Source organism: Halopenitus sp. H-Gu1, from assembly GCF_041821145.1.
GTDB lineage: Archaea > Halobacteriota > Halobacteria > Halobacteriales > Haloferacaceae > Halopenitus.
Genome location: NZ_JBGUBC010000024.1, coordinates 1 through 18850 on the forward strand (window position 1 = coordinate 1; position 18850 = coordinate 18850).

Below are 18850 nucleotides of genomic sequence, written 5' to 3' on the forward strand. Positions count from 1 at the left end.
TGACCTGGTTGAGCACCTCGAGATTGTCCCGCTGCTCTTCGAGTTCCCGTTCGTACTGTTTGAGTTCGGTCACGTCGCGGGCATACGCGAGTACCGCGTCTTCACCGCTTCCCGGAACCTCGTACGGGATCTTCGTCGTCTGGAGAATGATCGTCTCGCCGTCGGCGGTCGTCAGTTCTTCCTCCGGGATGGTCTTTGACTCGCCGGATTCGAGGACATCGAGGTCGTCTTCCCGGAACTTCTCGGCATCCTCGGCGTTCGGAATGACCGCCGATTCTTTCATGCCCTCGATTTCCTCGGGAGTCAATCCGTAGGCTTCGGCGGTCGCCTCGTTCGCCAGAAGGAACTCACCGTTCCGATTCTTAGCGGCGATCAGGTCCGGCACGAGGTCGATTATCTGTCGGAGCTCCTCGCGCGCTTGTTCGAGTGTCTCCTCGTACTTCTTTCGGTCGGTGATGTCCTGTGCGACGGCGACGATCTTCCGTGTATTGCCGTCGTCGTCGGTGATCGGCGAGATCGTCTGATGGAGAACGATTTTCTCGCCGTCGACCCGCTCGTCGACCATCTCGCTTTCCCATCGTTCTCCGGAGTTGATCGTCCTCCAGAACTCCTCGTAGAACTCGTCGCCGTACGCTCCCGAACTGAGGATCTCCGGCGTCCGGCCGATCGCGTCCTCCTCGTTGTACCCGGTGATTTTTTCAAACGCCGGATTGACGTATTCGATAGTCCCGTCCGTGTCGGTAATGTAGACGGCGTGGGCAGTCTGCTCGACGGCTTCCTGGAACAGCTGTAGTTCTCGTTCGTGTTCTTTTCGCTCGGTGATGTCTCGGGCGAGTGCGAGGTACTGCGGTGTGTCGTGAACCTCGAGTTTGGTGACCCAGACTTCGACGGGGTACGTCGAACCGTCCTTGCGTTCGTGTCTGGATTCGATTTCTACCGTGTTGCCGATTTCCATCTCCGCCCAGTGTTCACGGAGTTCATCGATCGTGTGGTCGACATCGAATTCCGAAATCGTCATCGAGAGGAGTTCCTCGCGCGAATATTCGAGATACTCGGCCGTCGCCTGGTTGGCGTCGAGAACGTTTCCGTCCGCATCATGGATCGCGATCGCATCCGGGGCTTCGTTGAACAGCACCCGCAGCCGCTCATGGGCGCGCTCAAGTTCCCGTTCACGCTCCTTGCGTTCGGTAATGTCCTGCATCGTTCCACGAACGCGGACGACGTCCCCGTCCTCAAGGTGGGATTCTCCGCGGACCCGAACCCACCTGATCGTTCCGTCGTCACCCACCACCCGGAGTTCGAGGTCGTACGATTCGCCGTCCTCAACGGCGCGTTCGTAGGCCGTCCGGATGGTGGACTGATCCTCGGGATGGAAGTATTCGATCGCCTCGCTCGGCTCCAGGTCGTAGTCGGCCGACAGTCCGTATATCCGGCTCACCTGCTCGGTCCACCACACTTCGTCCGTTCGCAGGTCCACCTCCCAGGCACCCAGATCCGCGATCTTCTGGGCCTGTTCGAAAAGGTCGTTCTTTCGTTCGAGTTCCCGTTCGTACTGCTTGAGTTCAGTGATCTCACGTCCCGAACCGACGATCCGCTCTACCTGTCCGTCGACGATGATGGGGGTGAGCTTCGTTTGCCAGACGGTTGTTTCGCCGCCGATCGGTAGCTCTTCCTCGTAGACGATCGTTTCTTGACGGTCGAGACACTCGCGGTAGTTCGCCTCCAGTTCTGCGCCGAGATCTTCTCCGAACGCCTCAGTTGGCGTCTTCCCGCGAACGTTCTCGGTCGATTTCCCCGTGAACGCCTCTTCACGTCTGTTGAACCGCTGGAACCGGATCGTTTCTTCCTCGTCGACATCGAGCAGGAAAAGCGCATCCTGCACGTTCTCGAAAACCGTCTCGTACTCCCGCTGGAGTTCCTGATGCTCGCGCTCGCGCTCCTTGCGTTCGGTGATATCGCGAACGACGCACACGATGCCGCCACCCTCGAGCCACGTCAGCGATAGTTCCTGTGGGAACGTCGTTCCATCGGCCCGCAGACCGGTTGCCTCTCCGCGCCACTCCCCCGTGTCATCCAGAACAGGGAAGGTTTCCTCCTCAAACCGCTCGATCTCGTCGTCCTCGTAGAGCATTCGCCACGTATTCCCGATCATGGCGTCGGGATCATCGTACCCGTAGATGTCGGCATGGGCCTGATTCACGTAGATATATTCCTCGTTCTCGTCGAGAATCGCCATTCCGTCCATCGATGCTTCCATCGCTTCGGCCTGTTGGAGCACCTCCTGAGCGCGCTTTCGTTCGGTGACATCCACGTACAGGGCGTGTGTCCCCACGATCTCACCGTCGACGTCCCGACGGGGCGTCGCTTGGAGCAGGGTGATCAGCCGCTCCCCATCGGCTGTGATGAATCCGCGTTCTTGGGGGGCAAACTCGCCCTCAAGTGCTCGCTCGTAGCCACCCTGATCGTGTAACTGTTGAGCCGACTCCTCCGTGTACAGTTCCGCAAGTGGCCGATCTCGAAGCTCCGCAGGTGAGTATCCCAACCTATCGGCGAACCGTCGATTGCAGTCCTCAACGATCGGCTCACCGTCCTCATTCCGCGTGAACGCCATCATTACCGGCGCGTCCTCGAACAGTTCCTGGTACTGGGACTCATACTGTTCTTGTATCCGAACGCGATAGTAGGCGTGTGCGATGGCCTCGCTGAGATCGTGGAGTAACGACTGCTCGTCGGCGTCAAACGCGCCCGGACGATCCGAATAGACGTTCAACACGCCGTAGAGGGTTCCCTCGTATTCGATCGGGACCGCAGCACTCGAGCGATAGCCGTGTTCGAGAGCGTCGTCTCGCCACGGATCGTAGCTCGAATCCTCCGCGATATCCCGAGTCACCTGGATGGAACGCGATCTGACTGCCTTCCCCGTCGGTCCCTTCCCCGTGGCGCTATCGTCGGCCGTGATCGCAACGTCCTCGAGGTACCCGGCATCCCGCCCGGAGGAGGCTTGTGGGGTCAGCCGGTCATTGGCGGCATCAACGGTGCCGATCCACGCGAATACGTAGGGGCCGGCGTCGGCGAGCCGTTCACAGACCGCACTGTCCACCTCCGCACGTGTTCTCGCCTGGACGAGAGCGGTCTGAACCTCTCTCACGAGATCGGCAATGCGTTCGTACTCGGCTGCTCGTCGGTGTTCAGTCAGGGCGATGATCCGTTGTGCGAGAAGAACATAGTCCGTTGTCGTACTGGTCTTTCGCACGTAGTCCGTAACGTCGTCGGAGATGTCCGCATCTGTGATCGCTTCCGATCCGTTTCCGAGGTGCAGAATAAACGGTAGTTCAGGCCAGCGGTCGCGAACCTTCGAGAGAAATTCGAGCCCGGTCATGCTGGACAGTCGATAGTCGGAGAGAACACAATCCACCGCGTCGGTCGATATCCGTTCGAACGCCTCTTCGGACGTTGTAACCGGTCTCACATCGATCTGATCGCCCGCCCCCTCGAGATGCTCTGCCGTCTCCGCCCTGGTGTCGGGATCGTCATCGACATAAAGCACCTGAATCCGATCAGACATTGTACAGTGTAGGGATCATGACTCCGTTAAAGTTGCCCTTCAGACCTCAGTGACGACTCCACGTCGACGGCGAACGAGAAACCAAAGTAGGATCCCGAAGGGGAACTGGGGAATTCGATCGGCGAGGAGGGGGACAGGTCTGCATCCGATGACGTTTCGAGAGTCGGACAGTCATCATCAGTCACTGGTCAGCAGTTCATCCGGCCGAATACGGAGGATCACGCGCTCGGTCTGGATCGGGTTCGGATAGTCGTCTTCGCCCATATATCGCCGTGTGAGTTCGTCGATATGCTCCCGTGCTCCGTCGGTCGTTATCTCCGTGACTTCCCCCGTCACCGAGAGAAACCGATAGGGGTTCTCCGGATCGATCATGCTAGCGGCGATGGTCGGATCAGAAGCAACGTTCCGTTCCTTGCGCCGGCCGCGTTCGGTGTTGACTAATAGCCGGTTGGCATCACGATCGTAATCGATCCAGACGGGAGTGACGTGGGGGTCCCCGTCCGGCATCATCGTCGTCACGTGTGCGAACGTTTTCTTCTCAAACAGGTCGTGGAATTCGGATGGAATCTCTGCCATATGTTCACACACACGCTTCGGTCGATTAATTGTATCGGATGACTTCAGCAGGCTCTCTCCGCGACGTGGAGGGTTCCGGATCATCGGGGAACGAGAGATCCGGTATCGATGCAGGGTTCCCGCGTCGAGCCTGGCCGGATCCACCCCGGATCGTGGTCCCGTCAGTCGGCCGGATTCGACCCGGTTTCCACACCGATCTCCGTGTCGGTGAGGTAACATTGCGGGTCGGGCGCAAAGAGGTCCTCGTGGATGGTCAACGCCCGAAGTCGCGAGCCACCACGGCAGACGTTTTGATAGCGACACTCTCCACATCGCCCCGTCAATCGGGATTCACGATCGCGAAGCGCCTCGAAGAGGGGGTTGGACGCGTCACTCCAGATCGCTCCGAAAGGACGATCCCGGACGTTTCCGGGGCTGTATCCCTGCCAAAACTGGGTGAGATGAACGTTGCCGACGGGATCGACGTCGGCGATCCGCTCGCCGGCCGGATCCCCGCCGTTCCGTTCGAGATAGGTTCGGATCCGTGCTGCGGTCTCGGATCCGAGTTCGCGGCGGGCGTACTCGACCAGATACGCCGCGTCGGCGTAGTTGCCTACGAGCAGGGTCTCTATCTCCTCGCCGTTGGCGTGGTACTGTCGGGTGAGATCGCAGAGTCGGCGGACCGCATCACGCTTTTTCGCCGGCGAAAGGTCGGCGTCGACGATTTCCTTGCCGCGGCCGCCATAATCGAGGTGATAAAAGCAGAATCGGTCGACGCCGACGTCGGTCAACAGATCGATCACGCCCTCAAGATCGGCGGCGTTGCGGTCGGTGATCGTGTAGCGAAGCCCCGTCTTCAACCCGGCATCGAGACAGGCTTCGATCCCACGGATCGCGGCGTCGAAGGCGCCCTCCTTGCCGCGGAACGCGTCGTTTCGCTCGCGGAGTCCGTCGACGGAGATGCCGGCGTACTGGAGACCGGCGTCCCGAAGCGTCGCGGCCGCCTCCTCGGTGAGGAGCGTCCCGTTCGTCGAAAGGACCGGTCGAAGTCCACGATCGGCGGCGTGTTCGACGAGTTCCGGTAGATCGTCGCGAACGAGCGGCTCGCCGCCGGAGAACAACACGACCGGAACGTCGAAGGCCGCCAGCTGATCGAGGAGCGCCTTCCCCTCCGCAGTCGAGAGTTCACCGGGAGCGCCGTCGGTGTCCGCGGAGGCGTAACAGTGATCACAATACAGGTTACATCGCTTGGTCGTGTTCCAGACGACGACCGGCCGGAGCTGTTTGCGTTCGGTGATCTGAGGCACCTCGGAGTCGTCCGCGGCGTCGTAGCGGAGCCCGTCACTTTCGGCGTCGAGACCACAAAGCAGTTTGCTGATCGAGATCATTCGGGGTGGCCCCCGACGTTCGGCGTCCCTTCCGTCTCCTCGTAGACACGGGATTCAACCCCTGGTTCGCCCCCGGACTCAGTCCCGTCTTCATCCGCCGTTCCGTCCTCGCCGAGCGTGTCCGTCGAGTATCGATGCATCTCGTCGGCCGGGCATATCCACAGGTCGCGTGCGTACCACGCGAACAGCTTACTTGCCTCCTGGCGAGCGACGTCCGGTGAAGGGGCAGCGATCGTCCCGACGTGCTCGAGGGGGTCGTCGACCGCTTCACGGACGAACACCTCCCATCGACGCTCCGTCGTCGCCCTGGGACTCGCCTCCGACGATCGGGTCGCTTTCTCGACCATGGCAGGCGTTTGCGGGCACGCGTAAATCGAATTTCGGTCACTTTCACTCGGTGACAATACGATACGAACATGTTCGCCCAAGGACCAAAGGGGATCGCGACGACAGTCCCGGTCTGGGAATGTTCGAGGACATCGACACCGGTCGGCGGCCAGTGGTACTCATCTGGGAAGTCACCCAGGCATGTGAACTCGCCTGCCGACACTGTCGGGCCGACGCGCGGCCCGCTCGGCATCCCGACGAACTCTCGACCGCGGAGGGGAAGGCACTCCTTGAGGACGCCGCGTCCTTCGGAGAGGGACAGCTCGTCGTGCTCTCGGGGGGTGATCCCCTTGCTCGCGAGGACCTCCTTGAGTTGATCTCCTACGGCACCGATCTCGGTCTCCGAATGACGATTACGCCGAGCGGCACCCGATCGCTAACTCCCGAACGGGTCGAGGAGCTGTCGAACGCCGGGATCGAACGGATGGCGGTGAGCCTCGATGGCGCCACACGGGAGAGTCACGACGCGTTCCGTGGCGAGGCGAGTTTCGCGGACACGGTCGCTGCCGCGGAGGCCGCCGCCGCGGAGGGGCTTCCGCTGCAGATCAACACGACGGTCTGTGCGGACACGGTCGGCGAGTTGCCGGCGATCCGCGAGCGCGTTCGCGATCTGGGTGCAGTTCTCTGGAGCGTCTTTTTCCTCGTGCCCGTCGGTCGAGGACGCGTGCTCGATCCGATCGCTCCCGAGCGCGCCGAGGCGGTGATGGAGTGGCTCGGCGAGGTCGCACGCGAGGAGCGGTTCGGCGTGAAGACGACGGAGGCACCGTTCTTCCGGCGCGTCGAGTTGCAGTCCGGCGAGAATACGACCGCTCCTCGTCGGCGCGCCGGTATCACCGCGGGTCGCGGATTCGCGTTCGTGAGCCACACCGGCGAGGTGTATCCATCCGGGTTCCTCCCCGAGTCCGCCGGCAACGTCCGGGACCGATCGGTGGTCGACGTCTATCGGAACGCCGACCTCTTCGAGTCGCTTCGTGATCCGGACGCCTACCGGGGGAAATGTGGCGCCTGCGAGTTCCGACAAGTCTGTGGCGGAAGTCGATCGCGAGCGTACGCGATGACCGGCGACCCGCTGGAGAGCGATCCGCTTTGCCCCTACGTTCCGGAGGGATACGACGGACCGCTCCCGGAAACGATCGCGTCACCGGAGGGGACGCCCGAATCAGCAGACTGAACGGAGTCTCGAAATCCAGTCGCCTCCGGTCATTCGATCGGTTCGATCACCTCAGTTATCTCCGTTGGCTCAGTCTGCTCGATCACCTCAATGCCTCGATCGGCTCGGTTGACTCGATCGGTCCAGCGTTGTCGACTCGCTCTGCCGCTGGACGAATACGTTCGGGGTAACTGTCGGGGAGCGGCGGCCCCCAACGATCGACATGCGCTCGCTACGGTTCACCACGCAGCTGACCGCGACGGTCATCGTCACCTATCTGCTGTTCGCGCTGGGAGCGATGACGGCGGCAGCGGGGGGATCGACGCCGCTCGCGTGGGGACACTACATCGCGGCCGCGGCGGGATGGCTGTTCGTGGCCGTCACCGCGGTCCGGTCGTCCCTCGAGAGCCACGATCGCGGGGTGACTGCGGGACTCATCGCGGCGACTCTGTTCTACCTGGGACAGGGATTGGCCGGACTCTTCGGACGGATCCGTGGCGCAAGCGACGTCGGGGAGTTCCATCTGTTCGGTGCAATCCTCGTCTTCGGAGTGCTTTTGCTCTCGCTGGTTCGCCACCTCGATCGGGAGGTGGCTGGTACCGGGTCCGGAGCATCGAGGGGCACAGGAGCATCGAAGGGAAAAGGAGCAACGAGAGATTCAGAGCCACACGTTCCCGATGACGGTCAGAATGGCGATGCCGGAACGGATGGATTCGAAGATGCCGATCCGGAAAGCGGCGTCCCCGATCGGAGCGTCCCACGTGGCCGCATCCACGATCGAATCCGATCCTATGTTGCGTTGACCAAGCCGCGTTTGATGTGGTTGCTGTGTCTACTCGCGCTCGCGGGAATGGCTCTCGCCCGGATCGCGGCACCGACATCGAGTGGAGGCGCGATCACCGGGACGGGGGCGGCGGCCACGACCGTCACCCTCGACGGCGTTACGGTCCTCGCGACGCTCACGGGAGGCGTGTTGGCGATCGGCGCGTCGGGCACGTTCAACCACGTGTTCGAACGTGACCGCGACCGACGGATGGAACGAACCGCGGACCGACCGATCGCCACGGCGCAGGTACCCGTCCGGCGGGCCACGGCGTTCGGGATCGGCTTGACCATCCTCTCGCTGTCGGTACTTTGGACGTACGTGACCCCGCTTTCGACCCTGTTGACCGCGGTAGCCATCATCTACTACGCCGTCGTCTACACGGTCATGTTGAAACCGAACACGCGCTGGAACACGGCCATCGGCGGCGGATCAGGTGCGCTACCGGCGCTCATCGGCTGGACGGCCGTGACCGGATCGATCGGACTCCCGGCGATCATGCTCACCGTGCTCGTGGTGGCGTGGACGCCGGCGCATTTTTATAACCTCGCCATCGCCTACCGCGAGGACTACGCCGCCGGCGGCTATCCGATGTTGCCCGTCGTCGAGGGCGTCTCGGCCACTCGACGGCGGACGTGTTACTGGCTCGGTGGAACGCTCGTCGTGACCGTTCTCCTCGGCGTCGTCGCCGATCTGGGCGTCCTCTATGCGGTCGTCACCACCGTCGCCGCAACCGTCTTCCTGCGTTCGATCGTCCGCCAGTACGAACTGGGAACGGATCGCGCGGCCTACCGAACGTTTCACGCCTCGAACGCATATCTGGGTGCCGTTCTGGCGGCCGTCCTTCTCGAAGCGCTACTCGTCTGAGACGCCTGCAGGCGTGTGGTTGCATGCAGGTCTGCAGGTCCGGTACGCCGGGTGCGGCAGACGGGATTCAAAAAAATGCGTGTCAAGCGTCAAGCGCGTGTCGAGCGTCGATCGCCGTCGGGACGTGTCCATCGACGCCCGGTCGTCCTCTGGCGTGTTCGAGGGAGGACCCTACGCGGACACGGGCGTTCGTATGTATCGACGGAGCGTCTCCCCGTTCTCGTCGCGCAACTCCACGACGAACTGTTCGCCCGTCGTCGAATCGGTGAGTTCCTCACGGCGTAACTCGAAGGCGTACGGTGGTTCCTCAAGGGTCCGAAGGGTCTCGCCGCCCGATCGGACCACGACGTGGTCCGTCCCCTCGACGTTCTCGAGGTGACACGAGATCGTCTCGGCATCGGCACCGGTCTCACAGATGACGTCGGCGCCGGCGTCCGGACTCTCGTCGCCGGCGAGCGGACTCGAGTACTCAAGGGCCATGACGCCGGGGGAGAACGTGCCGAGTACGACCACCACGAGCAGGAACGTGGCGAAGTTCAGCTTCGAGGCGTGTTTCGCGAGCGTACGCACTGCGGGATGGGTCGCGGTGCGTCGCAGCCGGATCGATCCGGGCACGACGACGAGATGGGTGAACGGGCCCCACGCGATGACCGCAAAGCCATAGGCCATCGCATACGAGAGGAATCCCCAGTCGGGACGATACGACAACAGGACGCTCGATCCGGTCCACAGGAAGAACCCGAAGACGACGAGCGTCCCGCTTTTTAACCAGCGCCAGGTCGGCGTGTTCAGATAGTAGACGCTCAACAGGTCGCGCCAGGCTCGCCTCACGGCGCGGCCGATGGCGGCTGCCGGATTCGAAACGAATGGTGTCTGTGACATCGTGGTGTGCGTGGTTTGGCGACGTGGGTCAGTGGTGTGTTGATGGGTCGGTGGCGTGGGTCGGGGGCAGGTCGACGACGTGGAATGGCGGTAGGGGTCGACGACGATCCGAGATCGAAGCGATCGATCGACGCTAGGCGCCGATCGACCACAGCTGAGTGAGCAGATACCAGTTGAGAACGTAGGAGGCGATGAAGACGGCCATAAAGACCAGACAGAGGACGAACGTCCCGCGGACTTCGACGACGTGGACGGAACCACCGTCGGGTGCGAGCCCGCCCTCGGAGTGCAGTTCCGTCAGGTTACGATCCGAGTTGTCCGCGCCGAAAAGCAGCGATCCGACCGTCACGAGGACGAATAGCGTGCCGGAGACGATCGCCAGGAGCGCGAAGACGCCGAAGATGACGAAAAGCGGCGCGGCCGCAGAGAGGTTGAACGACGTCCCGGGGATGTTCTCGACGACCGCGGCGGTTCGGCGTGGAACGCCGTAGAGAATACCCGCATACATCAACATGAGCGTGGCGACGCTCATCGTTCCGGCGTAGGCGTACGGGACGAGCGAGGCGAGCCGATCGGAGACGAAATCGCGCCGGAACATCGTCTTCACCGCAAAGAGCACGAGCCCCATGAACGTCAGCGTCGTCCCGAGTGCGACGGTCGCATGGAAGTGGCCGACGGTCGCGAGGGTGTTGTGCCAGGTCATGTTGACCTGCATTTGACCCATCACGACGCCCGTGATCCCGCCGAGGAATCCGAACAGGATGATGCTGAAGATCGTCGCGGAGAAGGCGGGAGTACGCCAGGGAGCGGAGGTGAGCCAGCCGAAGAGGCCGCCGCCGAGGCCACGCTGTCGACGACCAGCCTCGAGACCCGCAGGGATGGCGAACGCGTGGATCATGCTCGCGAAGGCGGCACCGTAGAAGGCGTAGGACGTGTTCCAGATCCGCCAGCCAACCGAGAGGCCGGGATCGACCATCAGGTGGTGGGCGGCGCCCAGGTTGATAAAGAAGAGATAGAGGATGAACGCCGACCGAGAGACCTTCTCGGAGACGACGACCGCGCCGCCGATGACGTGAGTGAGGAAATACCAAACCGTGATCATCGCCAGCAGATTGATCTGCTGGGCACCGTGGCCGACGATCCAGTAGAGCTGTCGGTAGATCCCGACGCTCACGCTGTCTATCAGCCCCACGCGCCAGACGAGCGCGTATCCGAACGCCGCGATCCCGCCGAGGATCGCCTCCACGGCGATGATCGAGGTTATGAACGCGCCGAAGGCGACGAGCGGGAGCGTCCCCGTCTCGCCGAGCCGTTTCTCCTGCCAGATGGAAACGAAAAACGGCAGGGCAGCGACCGTGGCACCAAGTAGGAAGACGATCGCAGTCGCGTAGAACCACGGCGAGACCGGAAGTGGAACGTACGCGGTCAAAAGCGGCGCCTGTTCGGGCGCGCTCGTGAACCAGATCGAGAGGTTCACGCCGACCGCACCCGCGACCATGATCGCCCAGCCTGCCTTGGCGATTCCGGTGAACGGGAGCCGGCGCCCCAGCACCATCGGGCCGCCGACGTAGAGGATGGCGATCTCCATGAATACCATCCAGAAGATGAGCAGGTTCCACGCGTGCAGACTCAAGTGCGTGTAGAACTGGCCGGGAGCGAGCAGGCCGATCACCTCCCAGCGCGTCGATGCCACCGTGAACGCGAAGCTCCCGCCGACGATCAACGCGATCACGGCGGTGATGGCGAACAGCTTCACGTGGTTTTCGACCGATCGATGAACGTCAAGGCCGGTGACCGAACAGCTCCGGAACCCATCCGCGTCGTAATCGTTCTCGAAGAGCGCGCGTAGGCGTGCGTACATCGTCACGGTTCCTCCACGATCAGGGTCCCGTGCATCGTCCGGTGGCCCTCGCCGCAGAACTCGTTGCAGATGACGTGATAGGTGCCGGGTTCATCGAACGTCATCGGAACGATCCACTCGTTACCGGGGAACACCTGGAGATTGATCTGCTTGCTCAGGGTCTCCTCGGGTCGGATCGAGAATCCGTGTTGGACGTCATAGGCTCCGAGATGGATGTCGTACTCCGTGCCGGCCTCCAGAACCACCGGAAGGCCGTCCCAGTTGAACCGCATCGCGCCGATGTAGACGGAGTCGTTGGGGGGAACGATCCCCTCGTCGGTCTCGGCTGCGGCCTCCTTGTACTCCTGGACACGATCGCGGTAGGCACCCGGATCGACGTCGTAGGTCTTCCCGACCGGGTTCTGGTCGCCAAAGCGTGTGAACCCGCTCATCCAGCCGAAGATCACGAGCGACCACGCGCCAGCGATCCCAAGCCAGATCGTTTCGCGTCTGTTCACGGGTTCGTCCCACCAGTTGCCGTCGGGCGGATCCATGGGTGCGGTCATTCGTGATCACCTCACGGGTAGCGACAGGACATCGAGGATCCCCCAGCCGACGTAGGCGACGAGAAAGAAGACGAACGCCGCCGCCGCTAGCAGCCAGATGCGATCGTACAGTTGTTGCATGAACGGGATCGTCGACTCTTGAGGATCATTCGTACTCATGTGGCGTTCACAGCGGACGTTACGGTCGAAAGGCACTGGTGATTATCGCGCACATGTTCGCTTCGGGGGGACGGCGGCGTGTTACGGAAAATTCGAGACGAAAGCCTCGCGCTTTAGCGCGGGGAGGATGTCAAATCGGACCGTCCGGGTCCTGCGAGTCGGCATGTCCGTTCGAACTACCCGAGTCGGTATCCACGTTCGTCGCCGTCGAGTCCGTATCCACGATCGGCCGTCCTGAATTGCCAACGACGATGAGGCTACTCGCCGCCATCGCGAGGGCGGCGAAAAGCGGATTCAACAGCCCCGCGACGGCAAGCGGGATCGCGACTGCATTGTACACGAGTGCCCAGCCGACGTTGTGTCGGATCCGCCGGCGAGTCCCACGCGCCAGATCGAAGACGGTCGCGAGCGCGGACAGTCGTCCATCAAGAAGCGTCACGTCCGCGGCGTCGACCGCCCGAGCAGTCCCATCGCCCATCGCGATCCCGAGATCGGCGGCCGCGAGCGCCGGCGCGTCGTTGGTTCCATCACCAACCATCACCGTCGTGCCGGTCGCCGAGAGACGTCTGACCGTCTCAGCCTTACCGTCGGGGGGAACACCGGCGAAGACACGGTCGACGGCGGGGTGATCGCGGAAGCGTTCCGCGCTCTCGCCGTCGTCGCCGGTGAGAACGCACACCTCGCAATCGGCGAACGACGCGATCGTCTCGCGCCATGCCGCCCGCTCGCGATCCTCAAGCACGACGACACCGCGAGTCGCGTCGTCCCATCCCACGACGACCGGCAGCGCTCCGCGGCTGTCAGCGCGCTCGATCCGATCGCGAAGGTGATCGGGGACGTCGTCACGGGGATTCGATCGACCGCCATCCGTACGTGCGAACTCGGAGGTCGCCATCTCGCAGGCCACGAGCTCCGGCGTGCCGACGACGACTCGATCGCCCTCGACGATCCCCGACACGCCCGCACCCGGATGCCTGGTGAATCCGTCGACTGCGGGGAGGTGCCTGTCGATCCCATCCTCGTTGGATCTCCAATCCCGGTCCTGGAAGGCCGAAAGCAGCGCGTCGGCGATCGGGTGGTCCGCGAGTCGCTCGACCGCGGCCGCGCGGGAGAGGGTCTCTGCGGGGCCGTGCGTCCCGGAGACGTGCAGTTCGCCGGCGGTAAGCGTCCCGGTCTTGTCGAAGACGACGACATCCGCCTCGGGCGCGGTCTCGAAGAGCGCGTCGTTGGTGACGACGATCCCACGATCGAGGGCATCGCGAAGTCCGCCGGAGACCGCGAGCGGCGTCGCAAGTCCCATGGCACACGGACACGAGACGACGAGAACGGTCAATCCGGAAAGAAGCGCGGTGGCGACGTCTGCCCCCATCCACAACCGCCCCAGGGACACGCCGATTCCAAGCGTCAACACCACGGGGACGAAGACCGTCGCGAGCGCGTCCGCGAATCGCTGGACGCCCGGCGCTTCGCTTTGGATCTCCCACAACGCCGTCGCGATCCGGTCCGTGGTGCTTTCGGCATCCTCACCGACTTCGAGGACGATGGCCTCGTCCATCACGGTCGCACCGCCGATGACCGTATCGTCCGGGCGCTTCGGTACCGGAAGCGACTCGCCGGTGAGCACGGACTCGTCCACGTCCGCGATCCCCTCCTTGACGGTTCCATCGAGGGGAACTCGTTCACCGGGCGAGACGAGCAGCCGATCGCCGGGAGCCACCTCGTCGACGTCAACGGCCTCTCGACCGTCCGTCGTGAGCCGTGTCGCCTCGCGCGTTCGTGCGGCAGTGACCGCCGAGAGGCGATCCGTCGCGGCCGATCGGATCCGGTCCTCGTAGTGTCTGCCCACGGTCACGACGAGGATCACGGCGACACTCACGTCGTAATAGAGGTGAGTGCTGCCGGTCGCCAGGGCGACCGTGCTGTAGGCGAACGCCGAAAGCGCCGCGACGGAGACGAGGAGATCCATGTTTGGCCGGCGGGTCCGGACGCCGACCCACGCGCTCCGAAGGACGGGACGACCGGTATAGAAGACGACGACCGCACTCATCAGCCCGATAAGCGCCAACGGGAGGTAGATCCCGACCGGGGTCGTCGTATCGACGTCGAGGATCCCGGTTTCGATGCCGACGTAGCTGGGATACAGATAAAACAGGTACCACGGCATGATCAGCATCGCGAAAAAGCCACCCACGACAAGCCGCTGGAGCGTATCACTTCGGCGCGCGTGCGACGGCCCTCGATCGATTCCCTTGGCCTCATCTCCGTCACGAAACCGAAGGGAATAGCCGTAACCGGAGAGTCGATCCGGGAGTTCCGTCTCTTCGATCCGATCGGGATCGTAGATGACCCGGGCCGTCCCCGTCCCGTAGTTGGCGTCAACGGCGTGGACGCCCTCGCATTCCTCGCCACGGATCCCGAGGAACGCCTCACAGGTCGTACAGTGCATGCCCTCGACGGCAAGGAACTCTCGGGACGCGTCCTCGGGGAACTCGTCGGGGGCGGATCGATCACGTTCCGCCTCCTCTTTCTCGAGCCCACCCTCGCGGAGTCGCTCGACATCGACGTCCCGATCGGCGACCTCCGAAAGCGCCGTCGACACCTCCAGACAGCCGCGACAGCAGAACATCCCGTCGACGTCGGGAGCCTCGATCGGCGGCACCGGCGTCGGCAACTCACAGAGATCGCAGATTCCCATTACGTGATCGTTTGGTGGCGATACCCGAATGGATGGCCGCGAACGTGTTCGGCTGCGGGGATCCGGAGAAACCGCCGTTTCCCAAAGCGATCAAAGCGGAAGCGCGATGGCCGCCTGTGCCAGCCCGGCGAGCATTAGGACGATGCCGGCGACGCGTCGAACCGTTTCGGCGTGGGCGGCGACGCGTTCCGCGAACAGGTCGTAGCCGACTCCCGTCGCGACCGTGACGACGAGCACGAGCATGCCGAAGCTTCCGCCGTAGGCGCCCAGCACCACCACGGTTCCGGCCGGTCCGAACGTCAGCGATCGAACCGCGACCGCGAGGAAAAGCGGGAGTACGCAGGCGGTCGCGGCCAGCGCATACACCGCTCCGAAGCCGAGAAATCCGAGGATGCTCGAACGACGCTCCGGCAGGGAAACGTGAAGCGATCCCGTTCGATCCGTGAGAACGGCCACGCCAAGGAGAGCCACGAGCACCCCCGTCAGAAGTTCGATCGACGGCAGGGCGCGCTCAAGGAGATCGCCCGCGACTACCGCAACCAACGAAAGGACGAGGAAGCTGCCGAGCGAACCGATCGCCGCCGCCAGTCCGCGGACGACGACGCCGAAAAGCGGCGGTCGACTCTCGCCGATCGTTGCAGCATAATAGCCGACGTATCCCGGAAGCAGAGCGTACGCACAGGGGGCAAAGAACGTCGCTGCACCCGCCCCGACCGCGAACGCGGCCGTCCCGGTAGCGCCAAAAACCATCGGGTATCACCGCCTCGCATCGCGGATCCGCGCTTCGATCGTCGACGCCTCGATCGCCCCGCGATGGCTCCAAGTGATCCGGTTTTCGGCGTCGATGACGAACGAGTAGGGTACCCCCGAGGCGTCGAGACGTTCGGTCAGAACCAACTCGTCATCGATTCCGACCGTCCAGGCGCCGTCATTACGGTCCCACCAGTCCACGACGTCCGCGCGGGCGGTCGTGTTCCCGATCGGTTCGTTCGTCACCGACGCGAACTGTATCTCCTCGCCGAACGTCCCGTGAACCGAGGCGATCCGTGGCATCATCGATCGGCACACCGAACACCACGTGGCGAAGACCTCGAGGTACGTCACGCGTCCTGGTTCGGGGACGAAGGTCGTTCCACTCTCGCTTCCGGGGGCATCGAGGGTCTCGATCTCGACCGGCTCGATCGACGTCGCGTCGTCGCGTCCGGCCCCCGTGGCAACGAGTGCGCCGCCTCCCGCAACGAACAGGCTTGCACCCCCGATGAGGACCTCACGACGACGCATCGGCATCGTGGATCACGCCTCCACGACGGTTCGAACGTCCTCGATGACGGTGCTGGGATTCGGCGGCCCGCCGTTGTACGCACGCTCGACGATCCCCTCGTCGTTGACGAGCAGAATCAGCGAGGCGTGCTGGAAGTGACGATCGTGGCCGTCGTGATCGCCGTCATCGTCGGAACGTCCGTCGTCGGCGGCCCCTTCGCCGTCGCCGTTCATTTCGTCGCTGTTTACGTTCATTTCGCCGCCGTCCATCCCCCCGCCCTCGAAGGCGACGCCGAAGGTATCCTCGACGACCTCCTCCGCGGTTTCCGGGGTTTCCGGGCGAAGGAAATACCAGTTTCCGACCTCGAAGTCGACGCCCATGTCCCGTCCGTAGGACTCCAGAACGTCGGCGGTGTCGTGTTCGGGATCGAAGGTCATTGCCTGGAAGGTGATCTCGCCGTCGTATCCCTCCTCGATCGCGTCACCCTGTACCCGGCGAAGGGTAGCCGTTAATCCCGGACAGACGGTCGTACAACTCGTGTAGATAAACGTGAGCATGGTGTGACGCTCGCCGACGAACTCCGTCGTGGTCACCTCCCGATCGTGAAGCGGCGCCGGAACGGTCGCCGTCGGTAGCTCATCGCCATAGGTGGGAAACGGGAGATCGACATCCTCCAGGCGATCGTGGTTCTCCGGCGGGAGGAGCGTCGTGCCGTCAGCCCGCTGGCCCATCACGCGCGAACAGCCCGCAACGGAGGCAGCCATCGCCGTCGCTCCCGCCGCCTTCAGTACGCTACGTCTGTCGTATGTGGTGTTGGTCCTCGTCATATCGATTGCCTCAGTTGCCTCAGTTCGTGGTTCGCACGTGCGTTCGATCCCATGGGTCGGAGCTCACGAGTCCCCGTCGCGGTCCGCGACGGCCGCCCGCGTCTCCTCGTTGAACAGTTCGATCGCGTTGGCGACCTGTGACGGCAACTCCTCGGAGGGGGCCGCCATCGCGGGCTGTGTCTCAAGGTCGGGCCAACCGACCACGACCCGTCCGACGTTTCCGGCCACCTCGTGGGAGACACAGACCTGCTGGGTGTCCACGTAGTCGTATATCCCCTCCCGATCGAAGGTGTGCTTATAGCTGGCTCCCGGCCCCGTCAGATAGTCGCTCTCCCAGGCCTCGGCGCCCTCCGGCATTCGGTGCGGTGGGTGGTTCTCACGATGGTAGGCGGTCACGTCGTGTCGTCCGGTCTCGACGAACCACTCCACGGTCGTCCCAGGTTCGACGTGAACGATCTGGGGTTCGAATTCGGGGAACGGCTCAGATATGATGGTGATCCGGAACTCCGCAGCCGGCGTGCCAAGCTCCCCCGCATCCTCCGGCGGCGAGTCTCGCTCGGTGCCGGTGACACCGAGACAGCCACCGAGACCGACCGCTGTGGCAGCCACAGCCGATCGGAGCATGTCACGTCGAGTGAGTCGTTGAGTCATGGATTCATGTCACGCCGAGTGAGTCGTTGAGCACGTACCGATCCGTGGTATGGACGGAGCGGACGTCTCCGGTCGGTTCGTCTCGTCGATCGGTCAACTGGACGAGGATCGATTCCGGAACCGGTGATCAGGGGTTCGGGTTGTAGATCTCCGGTTCGGGTTCGCCCTCGACCTCGATGACGCCGAGCATTCCCTTGTGGACGACGCGACTGAGCGCGTGGTCGACGACCTTGATCGGGCCGGGAACCGGCGTGTCGATCTCGGCGGCCGCGACCGTTCCGGGTCCGACCGGAGCGGTCTCGACGTACCGGTCCGGATCGGAGACGAGGTCGCCATCGCGGTAGAACGTCTCCCAGACGTTTCCGATGCCGTGCCAGGAGCTCGTGAGGTTTGGACCGCCGTTGCTGTAGAAGATCCGGACGCGGTCGCCCTTGTCGACGGTGACGGGACCGTATCCGTTCCCCGTGAACGCGTACGCCTCACCGTTGAGACAAACGTAGGTGGGATTCTCGTTTTTCATCGCGTCGAAGTCGAATTCGTGGTGACCCGGTTCGCCGGGAGCCCCGTTCGTGTACAACTCGTGTTGGCCGAAGTAGAGTTCGCGGTCGACTTCGGGGAGTCCTGCCTCCGGCTCCACCAGGATCGCTCCGAACATTCCCGCGCTGATGTGTTGATCCATGTTCGGGACCGCACAGTGATAGATGTGGACGCCGGGGTACATCGCCTTGAACTGGATCTCCGCAGTTTCACCGGGTCCGATCGTCGTGTCGTCAGCGCCGCCGCCGGGCCCGTAAACCGCATGGAAATCGATGTTGTGCGGCATCGTGTTGTTCTCGTTGCTCGTCAAGCGGAGCGTCACGGTGTCGCCGCGACGCACACGGACCATCGGACCGGGAACCCGATCCTCGAAAGTCATGTACTTGAACGTGACGCCGGGTTCGATCTCGGCGATGCGTTCGGTCGTCTCCAGTTCGACCTCGTGGTGGCGTGGAGCGTTCCAGTCGACGGGGTCGGGAAGCTCGGTCGGATCGGCCGCGATCCGGTCGAGATCGACCGACTGGGCTTCAGCGAGTGCGGCTTCAGTCGCCTCGGGAGCGGCCGCCTCAACGTTCGCGTCTTCCGACTGCGGGGCACCGAGACAGCCCGCCGTCAATACCGCCGCGCCGGCGCCGGCTGCTTTCATGAACGTCCGTCGTGGGATGTTGGGAGTCTTGGACATTGGATCTCTCTAGGT

15 protein-coding genes and 2 pseudogenes are annotated in these 18850 nt (G+C 63.3%); 2 read left to right on the forward strand and 15 right to left on the reverse strand.

Features of this window, described 5'->3' with window-relative positions; all coding sequences use genetic code 11:
* The 5 genes and pseudogenes from ACERIT_RS13810 to ACERIT_RS13830 form a co-directional block, all read right to left on the reverse strand.
* A pseudogene (locus ACERIT_RS13810) lies at positions 1–826 on the reverse strand (PAS domain-containing protein); the annotation flags it as partial.
* A 24-nt stretch (positions 827–850) separates the two neighbouring features.
* A pseudogene (locus ACERIT_RS13815) lies at positions 851–3565 on the reverse strand (PAS domain S-box protein); the annotation flags it as partial.
* A gap of 177 nt (positions 3566–3742) precedes the next feature.
* Positions 3743–4141, reverse strand: coding sequence for a pyridoxamine 5'-phosphate oxidase family protein (locus tag ACERIT_RS13820; RefSeq protein WP_373675446.1), 399 nt, complete (start codon positions 4139–4141; stop codon positions 3743–3745).
* 161 nt (positions 4142–4302) lie between these two features.
* On the reverse strand, positions 4303–5508 hold the full coding sequence (locus tag ACERIT_RS13825; protein WP_373675447.1) for a TIGR04347 family pseudo-SAM/SPASM protein: 1206 nt from the start codon (positions 5506–5508) through the stop codon (positions 4303–4305).
* The gene (locus tag ACERIT_RS13830) at positions 5505–5855 is read right to left on the reverse strand and encodes an Htur_1727 family rSAM-partnered candidate RiPP (protein WP_373675448.1); all 351 of its coding nucleotides are present in this window, start codon (positions 5853–5855) and stop codon (positions 5505–5507) included. The genes ACERIT_RS13825 and ACERIT_RS13830 overlap by 4 nt, the downstream gene beginning before the upstream one ends.
* Positions 5856–5974: 119 nt before the next feature.
* Between ACERIT_RS13830 and ACERIT_RS13835 the strand changes: the two genes are divergently transcribed.
* The gene (locus tag ACERIT_RS13835; RefSeq protein ID WP_373675478.1) at positions 5975–7066 is read left to right on the forward strand and encodes a radical SAM protein; all 1092 of its coding nucleotides are present in this window, start codon (positions 5975–5977) and stop codon (positions 7064–7066) included.
* A gap of 202 nt (positions 7067–7268) precedes the next feature.
* Positions 7269–8735, forward strand: coding sequence for a heme o synthase (gene cyoE, locus ACERIT_RS13840; RefSeq protein ID WP_373675449.1), 1467 nt, complete (start codon positions 7269–7271; stop codon positions 8733–8735).
* Between the two features lie 171 nt (positions 8736–8906).
* On the opposite strand, the gene ACERIT_RS13845 is transcribed toward cyoE, so the two are convergent.
* The 10 genes from ACERIT_RS13845 to nirK all read right to left on the reverse strand — a co-directional run bounded on the left by ACERIT_RS13845 (position 8907) and on the right by nirK (position 18835).
* The gene (locus ACERIT_RS13845; RefSeq protein WP_373675450.1) at positions 8907–9617 is read right to left on the reverse strand and encodes a hypothetical protein; all 711 of its coding nucleotides are present in this window, start codon (positions 9615–9617) and stop codon (positions 8907–8909) included.
* Between the two features lie 133 nt (positions 9618–9750).
* Positions 9751–11478 (reverse strand): cbb3-type cytochrome c oxidase subunit I, encoded by a 1728-nt coding sequence (locus ACERIT_RS13850; protein ID WP_373675451.1) that lies wholly within the window; start codon positions 11476–11478, stop codon positions 9751–9753.
* A gap of 2 nt (positions 11479–11480) precedes the next feature.
* A complete protein-coding gene (locus tag ACERIT_RS13855; RefSeq protein WP_373675452.1) occupies positions 11481–12023 on the reverse strand; it encodes a cytochrome C oxidase subunit II in 543 nt (180 codons plus the stop codon).
* A 6-nt stretch (positions 12024–12029) separates the two neighbouring features.
* Complete coding sequence (locus ACERIT_RS13860) at positions 12030–12182, reverse strand: hypothetical protein (RefSeq protein WP_373675453.1); 153 nt, start codon at positions 12180–12182, stop codon at positions 12030–12032.
* A gap of 130 nt (positions 12183–12312) precedes the next feature.
* Positions 12313–14877, reverse strand: a complete 2565-nt coding sequence (locus tag ACERIT_RS13865) for a heavy metal translocating P-type ATPase (RefSeq protein WP_373675454.1) — start codon at positions 14875–14877, stop codon at positions 12313–12315.
* Positions 14878–14967: 90 nt separating this feature from the next.
* Entirely contained in the window at positions 14968–15627 is a 660-nt protein-coding gene (locus ACERIT_RS13870; RefSeq protein WP_373675455.1) for a cytochrome c biogenesis CcdA family protein, read from the reverse strand.
* Positions 15628–15633: 6 nt separating this feature from the next.
* The gene (locus tag ACERIT_RS13875) at positions 15634–16164 is read right to left on the reverse strand and encodes a TlpA family protein disulfide reductase (RefSeq protein ID WP_373675456.1); all 531 of its coding nucleotides are present in this window, start codon (positions 16162–16164) and stop codon (positions 15634–15636) included.
* A 6-nt stretch (positions 16165–16170) separates the two neighbouring features.
* Positions 16171–16965, reverse strand: a complete 795-nt coding sequence (locus tag ACERIT_RS13880) for an SCO family protein (RefSeq protein WP_373675457.1) — start codon at positions 16963–16965, stop codon at positions 16171–16173.
* Positions 16966–17028: 63 nt separating this feature from the next.
* Positions 17029–17616, reverse strand: coding sequence for a plastocyanin/azurin family copper-binding protein (locus ACERIT_RS13885; protein ID WP_373675458.1), 588 nt, complete (start codon positions 17614–17616; stop codon positions 17029–17031).
* Between the two features lie 127 nt (positions 17617–17743).
* A complete protein-coding gene (nirK, locus tag ACERIT_RS13890; RefSeq protein ID WP_373675459.1) occupies positions 17744–18835 on the reverse strand; it encodes a copper-containing nitrite reductase in 1092 nt (363 codons plus the stop codon).
* Between the last annotated feature and the right edge of the window lie 15 nt (positions 18836–18850).